This window comes from Methylocella sp. CPCC 101449 (genome assembly GCF_031921685.1).
In the GTDB taxonomy this organism is placed as follows: domain Bacteria; phylum Pseudomonadota; class Alphaproteobacteria; order Rhizobiales; family Beijerinckiaceae; genus Terripilifer.
The window spans coordinates 571,268-588,447 of sequence record NZ_JAPDHU010000002.1; the positions used below are offsets into that span (position 1 = coordinate 571,268).

A 17,180-nucleotide genomic window follows, 5' to 3' on the forward strand; every position below is an offset into this window, starting at 1 on the left:
ATAATATGAAACGGATCATTCTCACCGCTGCCGTCATTTTGACGACTTCGACCGCGCTGATGGCGCAAGGGCGGCCGGATTCACTGATGATGACCTGCGCGCAGGCCGCGGGCCTCGTGCGCAGCAACGGCGCTGCCGTCGTCGGCTCTGGGCCGAGCCTCTACGATCGTTATGTGAGCAGCAGAGCGTATTGCACGCCGATGCAGTATATTGATCCGGCATGGGTGCCGACTCGCGACGTTCAGGCTTGCAATATCGGTTACCTCTGCAGGGAACGGGCGGTCGAATACAACCGTTAGAACAGAAGTTAGTGGTCCAGGAGCGAAGAAAATGAAACGGCTTGTTGCGGTTCTTCTGCTGACATCGGCTCCTCTGGTTTCCGCCTCGGCGCAGGGCTGGCAGTTCGACTATATGAAGCAGCCGCGTCTCAGCGGTGGCGCCATGAGCTGCGCCCAGGCGGCGGGCGCTGTCCAGCAGTATGGTTCGGTCATCATCTCGAGCGCCCGTTCGCGGCGGATCGACCGTTTCGTGTCGAGCCAGGCCTATTGCACCAAGGAAGAGGTGACGATGCCGGACTGGATCGCCACCCGCGACAACGCGCAATGTTTCGTCGGCTACCGCTGCGCCGACAACCGCTATCCCGACCCGCCGTCGGGCGGCGGCTTCAACTGGCGCTTCGATCAGTGGTAGTGCGCTCGCAGGCTTGACCTCCTCGAGACAGGAGACTTTGACATGCCTGTCCGGCTGAAAGGCGCCTGCCATTGCCGCGCCGTGACGTTCGAAGTGGATAGCCACACGCCGGCACCCTTCATGCTCTGTTACTGCTCGATCTGTCGCAAGCAGCAGGGCGGCGGCGGGTTTGCCATCAATCTTGGCGCCGATTCCCGCACGATGAAGGTGACGGGCAAGCGGCATCTCGGCGTGTACCAGGCCGAGATCCAGGATGAGGAACACGAGGCCTGCGAAGTGTCGTCCGGGCAGCGCAATTTTTGCAAGAAATGCGGCGCTGCCCTTTGGCTCTATGATCCGACCTGGCCGGACCTCATCCACCCCTTCGCATCGGCGATCGACAGCGCGCTGCCCCGGCCGGTCGAAAAGGTCCATATCATGCTCAAGTACAAAGCGAGCTGGGTGGAGCCCGATGTTGCTCCGGCGGACAAGGTGTTCGAAGCCTATCCCGAGGAATCGATTGCCGATTGGCATAAGCGAACCGGCATGTGGGTGGACTGATCGGGAAGCAGGCATGAGGCCAAGCCCCTTGCCGTGAAGCCCTATGCCCGTTAGGGCAGGGGCAATCCGATGCAAATCTTCTCCATTCTCCTCGACGTCGTCGGGCCGGTCTTCTTGATCGCCTTCGTCGGCTATCTATGGGCCCGGGCGGGCAAGCCGCTCGACGGCACATTCGTGGCCGTCCTGGTCAATACCGTTTCGACGCCGTGCCTGGTCATCGACACGCTGACGCGCTCCGGGCTTACCTTCTCGATTCTGGGTACGGTGGGGCTGGCAGCGGTGCTGACCCTGCTGATCTCCGCCGGCCTCGGCTATCTGCTGGTGCAGGCGATGGGCGGCAAGGTGCAGACCTATCTGCCCTCAATGATCTGGTCGAACGGCGGCAACATGGGTCTGCCGATGAGCCTGTTCGCCTTTGGCGACAAGGGCTTGGCGCTGGCTATCGGCTTTTTCGCCCTCTCTAGCATGACCAATTATACCTTCGGCCGTGCCATCGCCGCTGGGGGGATGAAATTCACCGATCTGGTGCGTATGCCGATCATCTGGGCGATCATCATCGCTTTGCTGCTGATCTGGACCGGCCTGTCGCTGCCGCCCATCGTGGCGCGCTCGCTCAATCTGCTCGGCGGCCTCACCGTGCCGTTGATGCTGATGTCGCTGGGCTATTCCCTGGCCAGCCTGCGCATTGCCTCCTGGCAGCGCAGCCTCGTCTTCGCGCTTGCCCGTCTCCTGGGCGGCTTCGCTATCGGCTGGGGCGTGGCGCTGCTGCTGGGCCTCGAGGGCGTGGCGCGCGGGGTCGTCGTCATTCAGTCGGCCATGCCGCCGGCGGTGCTCAACTACCTATGGGCCGCCACCTATGGCAATGAACCGGAGGAGGTGGCCGGCATTGTCGTTCTGTCGACCCTGATCTCGGTGGCCTTGCTGCCGGTGTTTCTGTGGACCGTCATATAGTTACGTAGTTTTACGGGGTTTACATGACGCGCCCTCTCGGCACCATCCCCGCGCCGACGTCCCCCGCCGGCCGCCTATCAGTTAGAGGACCCTATGGCCACGCCCACGCCGACCATCGAACAGAAGCAGCTTCGCACCTTACCCTGGATGATTTTCGGCAGTCGCTGGCTGCAACTGCCGCTCTACCTCGGCCTGATCATCGCCCAGGTCGTCTACGTGATTCTGTTTATGAAGGAACTCTGGCATCTCGTTACACATGCTACATCTTTTAGCGAACAGCAGATCATGCTCGTGGTGCTGGGCCTGATCGACGTGGTGATGATTTCCAACCTGTTGGTGATGGTCATCGTCGGCGGTTACGAGACCTTCGTATCGCGGCTCAATCTCAGCGGCCACCCGGACGAGCCGGAATGGCTGAGCCACGTCAATGCCGGCGTGCTCAAGATCAAGCTCGCCATGGCGATCATCGGCATCTCCTCGATCCATCTGCTGCGCACCTTCATCGAGGCTGGCAATCTTGGTCCTACAGGCCGGACGACGAATTTCACCGAGACCGGCATCATGTGGCAGACGATCATCCACGCCACTTTCATCATCTCGGCCATCGGCATCGCCTATGTGGAGCGCTTGTCGGCCGACGCCTACTCACGGAACGGCTCGTCCCACTGAGCCGGGCCGATGCAGGCGCAATGGACGGCATTGACCGCGGCCGATCTCGACGAGGTCGGCCGTCTCTCCGCTGCCCTGCATCCCGGCCTGCCGGAGCGCCAAACGGTCTTCGCCGAAAAGATCGACTTGTTTCCGGTGGGCTGCCGCAAACTTGTGAAGGAGGGGCGGCTGCTCGGCTATGGCATCACCCATCCCTGGCGCCTCGACGACATTCCAGCCCTCGACAGCTTTCTTGGGGGTTTGCCGCCGGCGCCTGATTGTCTCTATGTGCATGACGTCGCCATCGATCCCGGGGCGCGCGGCCACGGCGCGGCCGGTCATCTGATCGCCGATCTCAGAGCGCTGGCCACGAGCCAATCGCTCCGCAAGCTCGCCTGTGTCTCGGTCTATGGCACCGACGTGATGTGGTCGCGCTATGGGTTTCGCACGCGCAAGGTGGAGGCGCTCGCCGACAAGTTGGCGGGCTATGGCGAGAGCGCCAAATATATGATCGCGGATGTTGAGAGCTAGGCGTAGCCCACCCAGCCTCTGAAACTCAGGCCGGCGTAGAATAAAGCGACGTTCGAGAACCCCGCGTCGCGCAGCAGCGCTTCGTCTTCTTCTGGCGACAGAATGGAGAGCTTGGTGGCCATCGCCCGCTTGGCGTTTTCAGCATTCGCAGGATCGGTTCCGCTGAAGGCGATCTGGCGCGCGATCCACATCGATCGATCGGGTTCGGTCTGCGCAAAACTGATATGCGCCACGACGAACGGGGCACCTGGCGCCAGACGGCGATGGATTTCTCTCAAGGTTTCGAGGCGTTGATCGCGGGCAACGAAATGCAGCGTCAGCAGGCAGGTAGCGCCGTCGAATGGACCCTTGGGCGCCGTGTCAATGTACCCTTGATGAAAATGGATCCGCGCCACGTGTGGCGCCACTATCTGCTGCGCCACCTGAAGCATGTCGGCTGACGGGTCGACGCCGTCGAATGTCCAACCGGGATGATCGTCGGCCAGAGCCTTCAACTCCAAGCCGCCACCAGCGCCCAACACCAGAACCCGTCCCTGCGCGGAGACACGCTCCGCCAATAGCATCGAGGTCATGCGCTGAAGGCCGGCGAAGCCTGGCACTTGCCGGGGCGGTCCCTCGGCATAAGTCCCCGCGTGGGCCGCGTTGAAAGCGGCTGAAGCGGGACTGTGCGCCTCCGGCGAATGGTTATCGCTCATCATGTAACTATGATTGTTACATTTGAGGGGCGGCTGTCAACCACTGATCAGTGGCTCACGCCTGTGGCTGCGCCGCAGGCTTGCGCACCAGCAACAAGACGAACGGGATCGCCGCTAGCAGCACGGCGGTGAGGCCGGTGGCCGGTAGGCCGCTCCAGTCGATCAGCGGGCCGGTGACGAGAGCGGCGAACACGCTCGTTGCGCCGGCGCAACTGTCGTTGACGCCGATGGCGCGGCCGCGATGTTCGGCCGGCGCGTGGTCGGCGATCAAGGCCGTCGCCGCCACATTGGCCGCCGCCCAGCCGATGCCGACGAGGAAGGTGCCTAACGTCACGCTCCACCAGGCTGAAGTCAGGGCCAGTAGGAGCGCGCCGACGATGGTCGTCGCCACGCCGGGAAACATCACCGCTTCGCGGCCGAAGCGGTCGGCGAGGCGGCCGAGTGGAATGGTGAAGCCGAACATGCCGGCCGAATGAAACATGTGCGAAATGGCGATGGCGAGCAGCGAATGTCCATGATGGTGCAGCACCAAAGAGGTGAGCACCATGACAATAGACATATTGCCGTTGGCGGCGCTGTTCGAAACGGTCGCGATCAGCAACCGACGGTCGGCGAACAGCAGGCGCGAATTGAACGGCTGCGCGGCGGCGCGCTCCAACTGCGGCGGCGGTACATAATCGGGATAATATTTTTGCAGGTTCATGCCGATCTCTTTCGGATCGGGCCGCACCAGATTGGCGATGATCATGCCGGCGACGATGACGATCGGCAGCATCAGCCACGGCAGACCGAGCGGATCTTGCCCGAGGCGCGGCGCCACCGCATCGGAGATCGAGATCAGGATCGGCGCGAAGGCGAGGCCGACGAGGGAGCCGAGCGCCACGAAGCCAAGCGCTTGTGCGCGCATACGCGGCGGATACATGTCGGCGGCGGCGACGCGCAACTGCTGCGAGGCATTCATGCCCATGCCGAAGATCAGCAGGCCGATTGCGAAGATGACGATGCTCTGCTTGTTCATCGCCAGGAACAGGATCAGGCAGCCACAGAACGCCAGGATCAGGCCGAGCTGAATGCCGGGCTTACGGCCGTAAGCGTCGGTCACTTTGCCGGCGGGATAGGCGACGAGAAAACGGCTGAGACCGATCAGGCTGACGGAAAGGCCCGCGAGGCTCGCTGAGCCGGTCAGCTCCATCACCATCAGCGGCCCAAAGCCATAGGCGAACTGCATGCCCGTGCCGGTGAAGGATTGCGTCAGTGCGAACAGGGCCGTGTTGCGGCGGATGAGCGGCGGAATCTGATGGTACATGGTGCCCCTGCGTTTCCTCTATTTTTGTTTCTTGGATGTTTTTCTTTATGCTTTGAGCGTCGTCATCGCCGGTCGATGGTGAATTTCTGGAAGCCCCGTGCCAGCGCCGGTTTCTTGGATGAGAGTATGCGCGAGTTGACGCCCGTCCAGCCGATCTCGCCGGAGAGGCGGCCGTATTCGATTTTCGGACAGCGATTCATCACCACTTTCACGCCTTTGGCTTCGGCGCGCTCGGCCGCTGCATCGTCGCGTACGGAGAGCTGCATCCAGATCACCTTCGGCAACGGATCGAGCAACAAGGCCTCGTCGACGGCGGCGCCGGCCTGCGCCGAATTGCGGAAGATGTCGACCATGTCGATCGGTTCGGACACATCCTTCAGGCTGGCATAGCAGGGCGCCCCCAGCAGCTCCTTGCCGGCGAGGCCGGGATTGATGGCGATCATGCGATAGTCGCGCCCGAGCAGATATTTGAAGACGAAATAGGATGGGCGCGCGTCATTGGCCGAGGCACCGACCATGGCGATCGTCTTCACGCTTTTCAGAATGGTGCGGATATAGTCGTCGTCGTAACGGTCGTGGTTCATGGGTCTCTATGTGTCACTGATCGCGCATGACGAAAAGCGCGATCTTCCAACCGCTCGTTTCCTTGGCGAAACACAGGCCCGACGGCGTCAGTTCATTGAGGCCGACCTGGTCGGAATAGCCGATGCCGCCCTGGGGCAGGGCAATGGCATACCAGCCGTCGGGCGGCGGCTGATCGAGGTCGGTCATGAAGGGAGCGATCTGACCGGCCGGCAGCCGCGCCGCTTCCGGCGCATCGGCGGCGGGCTTCGCCCGCAGCACGAGTTCTTCGGTGGTGACGCGCAGATTTTCCTTGTCGATACGCGTTGCGCGCACCGCGGCTTCCGCCTTGGCGCGATCGAAGATCGGCCATGCGGGTAGGCAGGCAAGGCCCGGCACGTCGGGATGGGCGCCGATGCTTTCGGCTTCGAGCGCCGCGGCGATGAGGCCGGTCACCGTCTCCTTGCGCAGATCCTCGGTGATTTCGTTCTTCGCCATGCCGGCGCAGCACAGGCCCTGGCGAATGCGCTCGACGGGCGAGAGGTTTTGCGGCGCCTGGCGGATGCCGCGTTTGCCGGGCGCGCAGGATACGAGCGGATCGATCGGACAGGTGATCACTGCGACATTGGCGGATAGCGCTTTGAACAGCGGATCGAGATCGCTGTTGCCGACGCTTTCCTTCAATGTGACGATCAACGCCGTGAGATCGGGATCGCCGGCCGCTGAATGGTCGAAGGTTACGGGTGTGGGGGCGTAGGCGCGTGGGGCCTGCGCGTATGCTGCGCTAGCCAGCATCCAAGTTAAGCCGACAAGCAGAGCAAGTCTTTTCACCTTTTGCTCCACTCCGGCATGCGTTTCTCAATGAAGGCGCATACGCCCTCGGCCGCATCCGCATGCAGCATGTTCTCGACGATGACGCGGCTGGTGTGCGCATAGGCTTCCGCCAGCGGCATCTCCAACTGCCGAGTGAAGGCGCGCTTGCCCAATGTGATGGTGGAGCGCGGTTTTTCGGCGATCTTATGCGCCAATGCGATGGCTTCGCTCAGCGCCGTACCCTTCGGCACCATGCGATTGACGAGGCCGATGCGCGCCGCTTCGCCGGCTTCGATCAGATCGCCGGTGAGCAGCATCTCCATCGCGTGTTTGCGCGAGACATTGCGCGACAGGGCCACCATCGGTGTGGAGCAGAACAGGCCGATGTTGACGCCGGGCGTGGCGAATTGCGCGTCTTCGCCGGCGATGGCGAGATCGCAGGCAGCGACCATCTGACAACCGGCGGCGGTGGCGACTCCCTCGACGGCGGCGATCACCGGCTGCGGCAAAGCCACGATCGCCTGCATCATCGTCGCGCACGAGCCAAACGTCCGTTCGAAGAAGGCGCGCCCGCCGTCGTCGTCGCCGCGATGGCTGGTCAGTTCCTTGAGGTCATGGCCCGCACTGAACGCCGGTCCCTCGGCGGCCAGAACAACGACCCGCGCCTTGTCGTCGGCGGCGATGGCATCGAAGGCCTGTTGCAGGGCGGCGATGGTGGCAAGCGAGAGCGCATTGCGACGCTGCGGGTCGCTCAAGGTCAGAATGGCGACTGGCCCGTCGTCGCGGCGGCGCAGCGGCGCTGGGCTGAGGGCTTGATCCTTCGTCAGGGTTGTGACCATGGCCGATTCCGGGTTTGGTTGGAGGACAATCTAAAGCAGGGCAGCGGATACGGCCATGGATCAAGTCGCCTCGCGGCGCAAAATGACGGCAGCGGAGATCGACGCCTTCATTCAGCGGCATTTTCCCCAGGCGGGAATGGGAACTGGGTTCCGTATCGAGGCGGTGGAGCCCCTGTCGGCCACTTTGCGGCTGGTCTATTCCGACCAGCATTTGCGCCCCGGCGGTACGATTTCCGGCCCGGCCATGTTCACTTTGGCTGATTTGGCCATGTATGTCGCGATTTTGGGCGAGATCGGCGTCGGCGACGATCCCGAGCAGGCGGGCCTCAGCGCCGGCGCGCTGTCGGTCACCACCAATCTCAATATCAATTTCCTGCGCAAACCGGCCCAGCGCGACCTGATCGGCACCGCCCGCCTGATGAAGCTCGGCCAGCGCCTGGCCGTCGGCGATGTCTGGATGACGAGCGAAGGCGAGAGCGATCCGGTCGCCCACGCCACCGCCACTTATTCGGTGCCGCCGAGGTAGCTTCAGAAGGCTTCGCGCAACTCGGGACGGCAACCAAGAATGGCTGCTATAATTGGCGGCTCGCGTTCGATCGAGAAGCCTTTCGCGGAAATTGTCCAATGTCGCTTGTTTACAGATCAGCGCGGGCAGACGATTTGGCGAGAGCCGAAGCGCTCGTGGTGGCTAGCATCAACGATCTCACTGTTCGGCATGGCTTTGGCCCGATGGCGACGGCCAGCCCACCCAACTTCCAGTTGTTCTCGCTCAAGGACGACCCTGAAGGCCTTTGGGTCGCAGAGGACGACGGGAACATTCTTGGCTTCGCCTGGAGTTGGGTTTGCGGTGATGTTTGGTTCCTCGCCCAGTTGTTCGTCGATCCGGCCCAACAGGGCCGTGGCATCGGAAACGCTCTGTTGGAACGAACCATGGAGCACGCCCGCAAATCGAGGGCGGCTCACAAAGCGCTGATTACTTTCACCTTCAATCGTGTCTCGCAGGGCCTTTACATAAGGCACGGCCTTTTTCCCAAGATGCCGATTTACTTTTTCAATGCCGCGCGCGAGCGGGTGGCAAAGGAGTTGCCGGAAACGTCGCTGCGCGCCGTTATGATCGACAAGAGCGTTGCGACCATCGCAAAACTGATCGAGATCGATTCCATCGCCATCGGCACTTCGCGAGAGAAGCATCACCGCTATTTGCTCGATGATCCCGCAAGCACAGGGTTCTTGCTTTACATCGGCAGCGACTGCATCGGTTACGGTTATATTGCCGCCAATGGACACGTTGGCCCCGTCGCGGTCATGCGCGCCGAGATGCTTCGCGATGCCTTTGCGACGGCGCTGAAGCTGGCGGCAGATCGCCCGACGGAAAAGATTTCGGCCTTCCTGCCAGGCACCTGCGATGGCGCGCTCAGCCTTGCAGTCAATCAGGGTATGCGCATCAGCTTTCCCATGTTGCTGATGGCATCGCCGGGCTATGGCGATTGGACGCAATATCTGCCGCGAAACCCGGGTTTTATGTAGTCACCAAGCTGGTGCGGCGATCTGGAATAGCCCGCTCCCCGACGAGCATCGGGGAGCGGGATCGATGTTATGGCAGCTTCGTCGCCCGCAACCGCGCCGCGTTCATGATCACGCTGACGGACGACAGTGCCATGGCGGCGGCGGCGATCACCGGCGAGATCAGGATGCCGAAGGCCGGATAGAGAATGCCGGCCGCGACCGGCACGCCGAACGCGTTGTAGACGAAAGCGAAGAACAGGTTCTGCTTGATGTTGCTCATCGTCGCTTGCGACAGCGCGCGGGCACGCACCAGGCCGGTGAGATCGCCGTTGAGCAGAGTCACGCCGGCGCTCTGAATGGCCGCATCGGTGCCCGTGCCCATGGCGATACCGACATCGGCGGCGGCGAGCGCGGGAGCGTCGTTGATGCCGTCGCCGGCCATGGCGACGATACGGCCTTGGCTGCGATAGCGCTCGACGATGCGGCTCTTGTCCTGCGGCAGCACTTCGGCTTCCACATCGGTCAAGCCGAGTTTCGCCGCGACCGCCTTGGCGGTGGTGCGGTTGTCGCCGGTCAGCATGACGATCTTCAGGCCCGCTTCGCGCAGCGCCTTCAGAGCCGCCGGCGTCGAAGCCTTCACCGGGTCGGCGATGGCGAAGATGCCGGCGAGCTTGTCGTCGACGGCGGCGAAGATCGCCGTGGCGCCGTCGACGCGCAGCTTTTCGGCCTCGGCCGCCAGCGCTTCGATGCCGACACGCAACTCCCCGAAGAAGAGCGCATTGCCGAGCGCGATCCGATGGCCATCGACGGTGCCGATGGCGCCCTTGCCGTTGGGCGAGTCGAAGTCGCTGACCTTGGCGAGCGCGATGCCGCGTTCCTGCGCTGCCTTGACGATGGCCAGTGCGAGGGGGTGTTCGCTCGAGCGTTCGACGCTTGCCGCCAGGCGCAGCAGTTCGGCTTCGTTGAAGCCTTGGGCTGGCACGATGGCGGTGACGGCAGGCTTGCCTTCGGTCAATGTGCCGGTCTTGTCGATCACAAGGGTGTCGACCTTCTGCAGCCGCTCCAGCGCTTCCGCATTCTTGATCAACACGCCCGACTGCGCGCCACGGCCGACACCGACCATGATCGACATGGGCGTGGCGAGGCCGAGCGCACAGGGACAGGCGATGATCAAAACGGCGACCGCCGCGACGAGTCCGTAGGAGAAGCGCGGTTCCGGCCCCCACACCGACCAGGCGACGAAGGCGACGAGCGCACAGAAGATGACGGCCGGCACGAACCAGCCCGATACCTGGTCGGCGAGACGCTGGATTGGCGCGCGGCTGCGCTGCGCTTCCGACACCAGTTGCACGATCTGCGACAGCATGGTGTCGCGGCCGACCTTGCGCGCTTCGATATGCAGCGCGCCGCTTTGGTTGAGCGTGCCGCCGATGACGCTGTCGCCGGTGGTCTTGGTCACCGGCATGGATTCGCCCGTCACCATGGATTCATCCACCGCGCTGCGGCCTTCGCTGACCGCGCCATCGACCGGCACCTTTTCACCCGGCCGCACGAGCAGCACGTCACCGACGACGATTTCGTCCAACGTCACTTCCTCGTCGCTGCCGTCGGCCTTGATGCGACGGGCCGTGCGCGGTGCCAGATCAAGCAGCGCGCGGATGGCGCCGCCCGTGGCGTCGCGGGCGCGCAGTTCGAGCACCTGGCCGAGCAGCACCAGAACGGTGATGACGGCCGCGGCTTCGAAATAGACCGCGACCGCGCCGTCATGGCCACGAAAGGCCGGCGGGAAAATCTGCGGCGCCAATGTCGCGATGATGCTGTAGCTCCAGGCGACGCCCGTGCCCATGGCGATCAAGGTGAACATGTTGAGATTGCCGGTGCGCACCGATTGCCAGCCGCGCACGAAGAACGGCCAGCCAGCCCACAGCACCACGGGGGTTGCCAGCGCGAGCTGAATCCAGTTCGAGCGCTGCATGCCGATGTCATGGGTCCAGCCGAACAGATGGCCGCCCATTTCCAGCGCGAACACCGGCAGGGTCAGCACCAGGCCGATCCAGAACCGGCGGGTCATGTCCTTCAATTCGTGGTTCTCGACCGGCTCGGAGGAGACCATGAGCGGTTCCAGCGCCATGCCGCAGATCGGGCAGGAGCCGGGGCCGACCTGGCGCACCTCCGGGTGCATCGGGCAGGTGTAGATGTCCGTCTCGGAGCCGGCGGGCTTGGGCTGCGGCTTCGGGTCGAGATAGCGTTGCGGATCGGCCTCGAACTTGGTCTTGCAGCCGCCCGAGCAGAAGAAATAGGGCTGATCCTTATAGGTCGCCTTGTGCTTAGCAGTGGCGGGGTCGACGGTCATGCCGCAGACCGGATCCTTCACTTTGCCGTCGTCAGCCTTGGCCGGGGCCGGGCCGCAATGAGAGCAGGCGGGCGCCGCGGCGCCATGCGAATGGCCGTGGTGATCGTGGTTATGATGTTGGTGTTCTTGATGATTGTGCGTGGCCATCAGGGAATCCTTGATTACAAGTCCCAGGCAAGTTACACCTTCCCACGATGGGAAGGTCAACGGGTATATGGAGTTTGTCGTGAATATTGGCCAGGCCGCTGAACATTCCGGTGTCAGCGCCAAAATGATCCGCCATTACGAGTCGATCGGCCTGCTGCGGCCGGCCGCCCGGTCCAGCAACACCTATCGCCAATATGGCGAGCAGGATGTGCACGAACTGCGCTTCATCGGCCGCGCCCGCTCGCTTGGTTTCTCCATGAAGGAAATCGGCGAGCTTCTGTCTCTGTGGCGCGACCGTGAGCGCCCGAGCGGTGACGTGCGCCAGGTGGCGGCACGCCATCTCTCTGACCTGGAGGGCAAGCTCGCTGAAATGCAGGCCATGGTGACGACCCTGCGCAAACTCATTCATGCCTGCCATGGCGACGAACGGCCGGATTGTCCGATCCTTGAGGATCTCGCCGGAGCGCCCGCGCGCCGTTCGCTCAGCTAACACTATGGCTACTCCCAAGGCTGACTATGATTTCTATCTCGACCTGTGGCGCCTGAAACAGGACGGCGAAGCCTTTTCCACGCACAGCAGCCATCTCATGTCGGTGCGCGACAGCAACGGTGAGCCGGCCATGCTGAAACTGCCGTTCGAGAAATACGAAAAAGCCGGCAGCGTATTGATGCAGTTCTGGGCCGGGGAGGGCGCGGCGCGCGTTCTCGGCGAACATGAGGGTGCATTATTGCTCGAACGCCCAGAGGGCGTTCTACGGCCGCTCTCGCAGCTCGTGCGTGAGGGACGTGACGACGAAGCAACCCGCATCGGTTGCGATGCCATCGCTGCTTTGCATCAGCCACGTAGCGCCGCCCGGCTGGAGGCGGTACGGCCGCAATTGGTCGAGCTCGAACCGTGGTTCGCCGATCTTTTCCCGGCGCCGCAAAAATATGGCGAGCCTTTCGGTCAATCTCTGGTCGTCGCCAAGGAACTGCTTGCGGCGCAGATCGAAATCGTGCCGTTGCACGGCGACGTGCACCACGACAACATCATCGATTTTGGCGAACGGGGCTGGCTGGTGATCGATCCCAAGCCGCTGATCGGCGATCGCGCTTTCGATTACGCCAATCTGTTCTGCAATCCCGATCTGGCGACTGCGACCGATCCGCATCTGTTCAAGGCGCGTCTCGCACGCATTTGTGCCCAGGCAAATATCGAGAGACAACGGATGTTGCGTTGGCTTGTCGCCTGGACGGGCTTGTCGGCCGTCTGGTTTCTCGATGACAACCAGACCGCCGATATCGACTTGGGTGTGATGAAGCTGGCCTTGGCCGAACTCGGTTAGGCAAACTCCATCAGTCCGCGCCGCCGCGCCAGTTCGGCTTCGCTTGGGTGTTCGAGCGAGAACGAACCGGTCTCTACTTGTCCATCCGGCAGGTAGGTCATCATCACCACGCCATTGGACGAGATGCGCGAATCCGCGAGCCGCAGTCCGGCTGGTGTCGTGCCGGCGCCGAACAGCCGCTTGCCATCGCCGAGAATGACCGGGAAGACCAGCAGCGACAGTTCGTCGACCAGGCCATGCGCGAACAGGGTTTGCAAGAGATCGCTCGATCCCTGCACCAACAGGTCAGGGCCGTTCTGCTTCTTCAACTGACGCAGATTGCCAACCACGTCGCGACCCAGCGCACGGCTGTTCGTCCAGGTCAGTTCGGGCTCCGACCGCGTGGCGACATATTTGGATACCCGATTAAACAGAACGCCGATTTCGTTGTCGACGCCGACATAGGGCCAGTGGGCGGCAAAAATATCGTAGGTCTTGCGGCCGAGAAGCAGGTCGAACGGCCGTGCGTAGATGTCGCCGATGAAAGTCCCGACATCCGTATCGAACAGCGGTGCGCACCAGCCACCGTGAACGAACCCGCCGACCGGATCCTCATGCGGGCATCCGGGACCTTGCATCACGCCATCCAGGCTGATCAGTGTTGAAGCAATGATCTTTCTCATGGTTCCGCGCTTTCCAATTCGAAGAGGCAGATGCCTGTTTCAAGGACGCGCGAAACCGCCGCAATCCGACAGGCAAATCTCCCGAAGGGCAAAAATTTTCGCTCTTCGCGAATGGTCGTCAGACTAAGTGGCCCTCCTGCCAATAGCTGACAGCAATCATCGCTAGCTTCCGCAGTGCCCCCGGTCATTCGCCAGACATGTGTCTCAACAATGTCCGAAACAAGAGGAGGGCCTGATGAATCATCCCAATTACCTGTTGCTTTATGTCGAAAATCCGGAAGCCTCCGGTCGCTTCTACGCAGATTTACTTGGCGCGACGCCGGTCGAGAGCAGCCCGACTTTCGTGCTTTTCGCCTTGAAAACGGGCTTGATGCTGGGTCTGTGGTCGAAACATACGGTTGCCCCGGCGCCGCAGGCGGCAGCGGGTGGCGCGGAAATCGGCTTGCGTGTCGCCAACGACGACGAGGTTAACGGCGCCTATGCCGACTGGACCGCGCGCGGCGTGCGTATCGCACAAGAGCCGACACGGCAGGAGTTCGGATTGAATTTCCTGGCGCTCGACCCCGATGGTCATCGCCTGCGCGTCTACGCTCTGTCCGACGCTGCGTGACAGGGAGGATGATATTCGCGCTGCATGTCGCAGCCGGCCGTGCTGGCCTCTTGACGCTCGCCGGCGTAAAGCTGCCGGCGTCGCGCTCATGAGGATGAAATGGCAAAGACGGCAGTCGCGGTCAGGCACGTTCATTTCGAAACGCTCGGTACGTTCGAACAGGTCCTTGCGGATGCAGGTTATGATCTCAATTACCTTGATGCCGGCCAGGACGCGCTGACCATCGATGCAACGAAGCCCGATCTGCTCGTCATGCTCGGCGGGCCGATCGGTGTCTATGAGACGGATATCTATCCGGTGCTGCGCGATGAACTGGCATTGATCCGCGCGCGTCTTGCCAGCGGCAAGCCGCTTATCGGCATTTGTCTGGGCGCGCAGCTCATCGCGGCGGCGCTTGGCGCCAAAGTGGCGGCGACCGGCATCAAGGAGATCGGCTTTTCGCCGCTCACGTTAACGGAGCAGGGCGCTAAGAGCCCGCTGCGTCATCTCGACGGCGTACATGTGTTGCATTGGCATGGCGATGCTTTCGCCATTCCGCACGGCGCTGCTCATCTTGCTTCGACTCCCGTGTGCGCCACGCAAGCCTTTGCTCTTGGATCGAACGTGCTCGGTCTGCAATTCCATCCGGAAGCCGACACGACTCACGATCTCGAACCCTGGCTGATCGGCCACGCGGCGGAGCTGGCCGGCGCGAAGATCGATCCGCGTGTGATCCGTCAGGATGCGCGTCGCCACGGACCGGCGCTCGCCAAGGCGGCGCGCGCCATGTTCGCCGAATGGCTTGCGAGCACTACTTAGAGCAAATCGCGTTTCGATAGAAACGCGATTTTTCAAGGGCGCGTCTTCTTAGTGTTTGATAATCCCATCAAACACTGAAACGCTATTTGGGTTTCGCTTCGATCTGCACTGGGGCTTGAATGAAGTCTTCAAGCTTCAAGCCTTTTTCAGCGAGCAAAGCTTCGAGCACCGGCTGCAATTTGCCGAGGCTCTCCTGCACGGCGTCACGCATCGTATCGACCACCACCTGCGTGTTGCGTTCGATCTCGATATTGACGCGATCGCCGGCCAGCTTCTCCTCGAACGTGGTCATGCGCCGCGTCTCGGGAATGAGCCAGACTTCGAACCAGCCTTCGCTCTTGTTGACTTCCGAAACGGTGAGGCTCGCGCCATTGATCGCGATATAGCCCTTCGGAAAAATATAGCGGCGGAACTGCGGTGGAATGGCAATGCGCAGCAGCTTATTGCCTTCGGCGGTGGCGACGCTCTCGATCGGCGTGGAGAAATCGATATGGCCCGACATAGGATGGCCACCGATCTCCGCACCGTCCTTGGCGGCGCGCTCCACGTTCACCCGAGCGCCGGCCGCCACAGCGTCGAGAGTGGTGACATTCAGGCTCTGCAGGATGACGTCGAAACTGGCGCTGTCGGCCGACAGCAATTCGGTCACGGTCAGGCAGACGCCATCCACCGACACGCTGGCGCCGATGGCCAGCCCTTCGCTGAAACCCTCGGGGAAATGCAGTTTGAAGGTGCGAATTTCGTCGTGATCGTCGATCGCGGCGATGGTCGCCATACCCTGGATAATGCCTGTAAACACGCTGCGTCCTGTCGGTTTCAGTCCCTCTGGGCGCCTTAAAGCACAAACCGGCGCGCGGCGCACCCGGTCGTGCTAGCATGGCTCGGGTGCGATCACGAAAGGACGATTATGGCGCGGCCGCGCGTGGTTATCGTAGGCGGAGGTTTCGGCGGTCTGACGGCGGCCAAGGCGCTGCGCAAACTGCCGGTCGATGTCATTTTGATCGATCGGCGCAATTATCACCTGTTCCAGCCCTTGCTCTATCAGGTGGCGACGGCGGCGCTGTCGCCTGGGCAGATCGCCCAGCCGATCCGCGCGGTGCTACGGCGCCAGGCCAATGCCACCGTTCTGCTCGACGAGATCGTCGGCATCGATACGGCGCGCAAGGTGGTCTTGGGCCGGCAGGCCGGTGAGATTGCCTATGACACGCTGATCCTCGCCAGCGGCGCGACTCACGCCTATTTCGGTCACGACGAATGGGCTGAGGTGGCGCCGGGCCTGAAAACCCTCGACGACGCCACCGCCATCCGCCGCAGTATTCTCGAAGCCTTTGAACAAGCGGAACTGGCGACCGATCCGGTGGTGCGCGACGCCTTTCTCACTTTCGTGGTCATCGGCGCGGGGGCGACCGGCGTCGAAATGGCCGGCGCCATCGCCGAACTGGCACGGCACACACTGGTCGATGATTTCCGCCATATTGATCCGACGTCCGCGCGGGTGGTGCTGATCGAGGCGGGGCCGGGCGTGCTGCCTGCCATGGCGCCCAATCTGGCCAAGGCGGCGCAAGCGGGGCTCGAACGGCTGGGCGTCGATGTAAAATTGAATCTTGCGGTGACGGGTTGCTTTCCCGATCGCGTCGAAGCGGGCACGACCACCATTCCCTGCCGCACCATTGTCTGGGCCGCCGGTGTCAAGGCCTCGCCGATCGGCGCCTGGCTCGGCGGTGGCGTGCCGCTCGATCGCGCCGGCCGCGTCGAAGTTTCCGGTGATCTCTCGGTGCCGGGCCATCCCGATATTTTTGTCGTTGGCGATGCGGCGCGGGTGATGACCGCTGACGGCAAGCAGGTGCCGGGCATCGCGCCCGCCGCCAAGCAGCAAGGCGCCTATGTCGCCGCCCTGATCGGCGCGCGGCTTAAAGGCCGCACGCTGCCGGCCTTTCGCTATGTCGATCGCGGCAGTCTCGCCACCATCGGTCGCGGCGAAGCGGTGGTCGATCTTGGCTGGCTTCGCTTCAAGGGTTTCCTGGCCTGGCTGTTCTGGGGCCTTGTCCACATCTTCTTTCTGATCGACTTCCGCAATCGCCTCACGGTGATGTTCGATTGGGTCTGGTCCTATGTCGGCTTCGGCCGCAACGTCCGCCTGATCACATCGGGCGGCCGCGCGCCCGAAGCGAAACAGCCAACGCGTTCCGATCCGGTTGCTTGAGC

The 17,180-nt window shown here is 62.6% G+C and carries 21 protein-coding genes; 13 read left to right on the forward strand and 8 right to left on the reverse strand.

Annotation, left to right across the window (positions count from 1 at the left end; genetic code table 11):
• Positions 1 to 5: 5 nt before the first annotated feature.
• The 6 genes from OIM99_RS13325 to OIM99_RS13350 all read left to right on the forward strand — a co-directional run bounded on the left by OIM99_RS13325 (position 6) and on the right by OIM99_RS13350 (position 3,360).
• The gene (locus OIM99_RS13325; RefSeq protein ID WP_311850905.1) at positions 6 to 299 is read left to right on the forward strand and encodes a hypothetical protein; all 294 of its coding nucleotides are present in this window, start codon (positions 6 to 8) and stop codon (positions 297 to 299) included.
• 31 nt (positions 300 to 330) lie between these two features.
• A complete protein-coding gene (locus OIM99_RS13330) occupies positions 331 to 690 on the forward strand; it encodes a hypothetical protein (RefSeq protein WP_311850906.1) in 360 nt (119 codons plus the stop codon).
• Between the two features lie 42 nt (positions 691 to 732).
• Positions 733 to 1,230, forward strand: a complete 498-nt coding sequence (locus OIM99_RS13335) for a GFA family protein (RefSeq protein ID WP_311850907.1) — start codon at positions 733 to 735, stop codon at positions 1,228 to 1,230.
• A 69-nt stretch (positions 1,231 to 1,299) separates the two neighbouring features.
• The gene (locus tag OIM99_RS13340) at positions 1,300 to 2,181 is read left to right on the forward strand and encodes an AEC family transporter (protein WP_311850908.1); all 882 of its coding nucleotides are present in this window, start codon (positions 1,300 to 1,302) and stop codon (positions 2,179 to 2,181) included.
• A 93-nt stretch (positions 2,182 to 2,274) separates the two neighbouring features.
• On the forward strand, positions 2,275 to 2,850 hold the full coding sequence (locus OIM99_RS13345; RefSeq protein ID WP_311850909.1) for a TIGR00645 family protein: 576 nt from the start codon (positions 2,275 to 2,277) through the stop codon (positions 2,848 to 2,850).
• Positions 2,851 to 2,859: 9 nt separating this feature from the next.
• Entirely contained in the window at positions 2,860 to 3,360 is a 501-nt protein-coding gene (locus tag OIM99_RS13350; protein WP_311850910.1) for a GNAT family N-acetyltransferase, read from the forward strand.
• On the opposite strand, the gene OIM99_RS13355 is transcribed toward OIM99_RS13350, so the two are convergent.
• From OIM99_RS13355 to OIM99_RS13375, 5 genes are all read right to left on the reverse strand, one after another.
• Entirely contained in the window at positions 3,357 to 4,058 is a 702-nt protein-coding gene (locus tag OIM99_RS13355) for a class I SAM-dependent methyltransferase (RefSeq protein WP_311850911.1), read from the reverse strand. The genes OIM99_RS13350 and OIM99_RS13355 overlap by 4 nt on opposite strands.
• A gap of 52 nt (positions 4,059 to 4,110) precedes the next feature.
• A complete protein-coding gene (locus OIM99_RS13360; RefSeq protein ID WP_311850912.1) occupies positions 4,111 to 5,361 on the reverse strand; it encodes an MFS transporter in 1,251 nt (416 codons plus the stop codon).
• 62 nt (positions 5,362 to 5,423) lie between these two features.
• Positions 5,424 to 5,945: a CoA-binding protein gene (locus tag OIM99_RS13365; RefSeq protein WP_311850913.1), complete on the reverse strand. Its 522-nt coding sequence runs from the start codon at positions 5,943 to 5,945 to the stop codon at positions 5,424 to 5,426.
• Between the two features lie 13 nt (positions 5,946 to 5,958).
• Positions 5,959 to 6,753: a hypothetical protein gene (locus tag OIM99_RS13370; RefSeq protein WP_311850914.1), complete on the reverse strand. Its 795-nt coding sequence runs from the start codon at positions 6,751 to 6,753 to the stop codon at positions 5,959 to 5,961.
• Entirely contained in the window at positions 6,750 to 7,574 is an 825-nt protein-coding gene (locus OIM99_RS13375; RefSeq protein WP_311850915.1) for an enoyl-CoA hydratase, read from the reverse strand. Before OIM99_RS13375 ends, OIM99_RS13370 begins: the two co-directional genes overlap by 4 nt.
• Before the next feature lie 55 nt (positions 7,575 to 7,629).
• Here OIM99_RS13375 and OIM99_RS13380 point away from each other — a divergent pair, with 55 nt between their 5' ends.
• Both OIM99_RS13380 and OIM99_RS13385 read left to right on the forward strand, forming a co-directional pair.
• The gene (locus tag OIM99_RS13380; RefSeq protein WP_311850916.1) at positions 7,630 to 8,100 is read left to right on the forward strand and encodes a PaaI family thioesterase; all 471 of its coding nucleotides are present in this window, start codon (positions 7,630 to 7,632) and stop codon (positions 8,098 to 8,100) included.
• A gap of 98 nt (positions 8,101 to 8,198) precedes the next feature.
• Positions 8,199 to 9,101, forward strand: coding sequence for a GNAT family N-acetyltransferase (locus OIM99_RS13385; RefSeq protein ID WP_311850917.1), 903 nt, complete (start codon positions 8,199 to 8,201; stop codon positions 9,099 to 9,101).
• A gap of 67 nt (positions 9,102 to 9,168) precedes the next feature.
• Here the strand turns inward: OIM99_RS13385 and OIM99_RS13390 are convergent, their stop codons facing one another.
• A complete protein-coding gene (locus tag OIM99_RS13390) occupies positions 9,169 to 11,580 on the reverse strand; it encodes a heavy metal translocating P-type ATPase (protein WP_311850918.1) in 2,412 nt (803 codons plus the stop codon).
• A gap of 79 nt (positions 11,581 to 11,659) precedes the next feature.
• Here OIM99_RS13390 and cueR point away from each other — a divergent pair, with 79 nt between their 5' ends.
• Together cueR and OIM99_RS13400 are read left to right on the forward strand one after the other, a co-directional pair.
• On the forward strand, positions 11,660 to 12,070 hold the full coding sequence (cueR, locus tag OIM99_RS13395; RefSeq protein ID WP_311850919.1) for a Cu(I)-responsive transcriptional regulator: 411 nt from the start codon (positions 11,660 to 11,662) through the stop codon (positions 12,068 to 12,070).
• Between the two features lie 4 nt (positions 12,071 to 12,074).
• On the forward strand, positions 12,075 to 12,905 hold the full coding sequence (locus OIM99_RS13400; RefSeq protein WP_311850920.1) for an aminoglycoside phosphotransferase family protein: 831 nt from the start codon (positions 12,075 to 12,077) through the stop codon (positions 12,903 to 12,905).
• On the opposite strand, the gene OIM99_RS13405 is transcribed toward OIM99_RS13400, so the two are convergent.
• A complete protein-coding gene (locus OIM99_RS13405) occupies positions 12,902 to 13,567 on the reverse strand; it encodes a dihydrofolate reductase family protein (RefSeq protein WP_311850921.1) in 666 nt (221 codons plus the stop codon). The genes OIM99_RS13400 and OIM99_RS13405 overlap by 4 nt on opposite strands.
• Positions 13,568 to 13,802: 235 nt before the next feature.
• On the opposite strand from OIM99_RS13405, the gene OIM99_RS13410 reads away from it, so the two are divergent.
• Both OIM99_RS13410 and OIM99_RS13415 read left to right on the forward strand, forming a co-directional pair.
• On the forward strand, positions 13,803 to 14,177 hold the full coding sequence (locus tag OIM99_RS13410; RefSeq protein ID WP_311850922.1) for a VOC family protein: 375 nt from the start codon (positions 13,803 to 13,805) through the stop codon (positions 14,175 to 14,177).
• Between the two features lie 99 nt (positions 14,178 to 14,276).
• The gene (locus OIM99_RS13415; RefSeq protein WP_311850923.1) at positions 14,277 to 14,975 is read left to right on the forward strand and encodes a glutamine amidotransferase; all 699 of its coding nucleotides are present in this window, start codon (positions 14,277 to 14,279) and stop codon (positions 14,973 to 14,975) included.
• 82 nt (positions 14,976 to 15,057) lie between these two features.
• Here the strand turns inward: OIM99_RS13415 and OIM99_RS13420 are convergent, their stop codons facing one another.
• Positions 15,058 to 15,774 (reverse strand): riboflavin synthase subunit alpha, encoded by a 717-nt coding sequence (locus OIM99_RS13420; protein ID WP_311850924.1) that lies wholly within the window; start codon positions 15,772 to 15,774, stop codon positions 15,058 to 15,060.
• A 108-nt stretch (positions 15,775 to 15,882) separates the two neighbouring features.
• On the opposite strand from OIM99_RS13420, the gene OIM99_RS13425 reads away from it, so the two are divergent.
• The gene (locus OIM99_RS13425) at positions 15,883 to 17,178 is read left to right on the forward strand and encodes an NAD(P)/FAD-dependent oxidoreductase (RefSeq protein ID WP_311850925.1); all 1,296 of its coding nucleotides are present in this window, start codon (positions 15,883 to 15,885) and stop codon (positions 17,176 to 17,178) included.
• The last annotated feature ends 2 nt before the right edge of the window (positions 17,179 to 17,180 follow it).

Bases quoted from the DNA above. Each gene is read 5' to 3' on its own strand.
- OIM99_RS13325 (WP_311850905.1), top strand. From the start codon at position 6: ATGAAACGGATCATTCTCACCGCTGCCGTCATTTTGACGACTTCGACC.
- OIM99_RS13330 (WP_311850906.1), top strand. From the start codon at position 331: ATGAAACGGCTTGTTGCGGTTCTTCTGCTGACATCGGCTCCTCTGGTT.
- OIM99_RS13335 (WP_311850907.1), top strand. From the start codon at position 733: ATGCCTGTCCGGCTGAAAGGCGCCTGCCATTGCCGCGCCGTGACGTTC.
- OIM99_RS13340 (WP_311850908.1), top strand. From the start codon at position 1,300: ATGCAAATCTTCTCCATTCTCCTCGACGTCGTCGGGCCGGTCTTCTTG.
- OIM99_RS13345 (WP_311850909.1), top strand. From the start codon at position 2,275: ATGGCCACGCCCACGCCGACCATCGAACAGAAGCAGCTTCGCACCTTA.
- OIM99_RS13350 (WP_311850910.1), top strand. From the start codon at position 2,860: ATGCAGGCGCAATGGACGGCATTGACCGCGGCCGATCTCGACGAGGTC.
- OIM99_RS13355 (WP_311850911.1), bottom strand. From the start codon at position 4,058: ATGATGAGCGATAACCATTCGCCGGAGGCGCACAGTCCCGCTTCAGCC.
- OIM99_RS13360 (WP_311850912.1), bottom strand. From the start codon at position 5,361: ATGTACCATCAGATTCCGCCGCTCATCCGCCGCAACACGGCCCTGTTC.
- OIM99_RS13365 (WP_311850913.1), bottom strand. From the start codon at position 5,945: ATGAACCACGACCGTTACGACGACGACTATATCCGCACCATTCTGAAA.
- OIM99_RS13375 (WP_311850915.1), bottom strand. From the start codon at position 7,574: ATGGTCACAACCCTGACGAAGGATCAAGCCCTCAGCCCAGCGCCGCTG.
- OIM99_RS13380 (WP_311850916.1), top strand. From the start codon at position 7,630: ATGGATCAAGTCGCCTCGCGGCGCAAAATGACGGCAGCGGAGATCGAC.
- OIM99_RS13385 (WP_311850917.1), top strand. From the start codon at position 8,199: ATGTCGCTTGTTTACAGATCAGCGCGGGCAGACGATTTGGCGAGAGCC.
- OIM99_RS13390 (WP_311850918.1), bottom strand. From the start codon at position 11,580: ATGGCCACGCACAATCATCAAGAACACCAACATCATAACCACGATCAC.
- OIM99_RS13400 (WP_311850920.1), top strand. From the start codon at position 12,075: ATGGCTACTCCCAAGGCTGACTATGATTTCTATCTCGACCTGTGGCGC.
- OIM99_RS13405 (WP_311850921.1), bottom strand. From the start codon at position 13,567: ATGAGAAAGATCATTGCTTCAACACTGATCAGCCTGGATGGCGTGATG.
- OIM99_RS13410 (WP_311850922.1), top strand. From the start codon at position 13,803: ATGAATCATCCCAATTACCTGTTGCTTTATGTCGAAAATCCGGAAGCC.
- OIM99_RS13415 (WP_311850923.1), top strand. From the start codon at position 14,277: ATGGCAAAGACGGCAGTCGCGGTCAGGCACGTTCATTTCGAAACGCTC.
- OIM99_RS13425 (WP_311850925.1), top strand. From the start codon at position 15,883: ATGGCGCGGCCGCGCGTGGTTATCGTAGGCGGAGGTTTCGGCGGTCTG.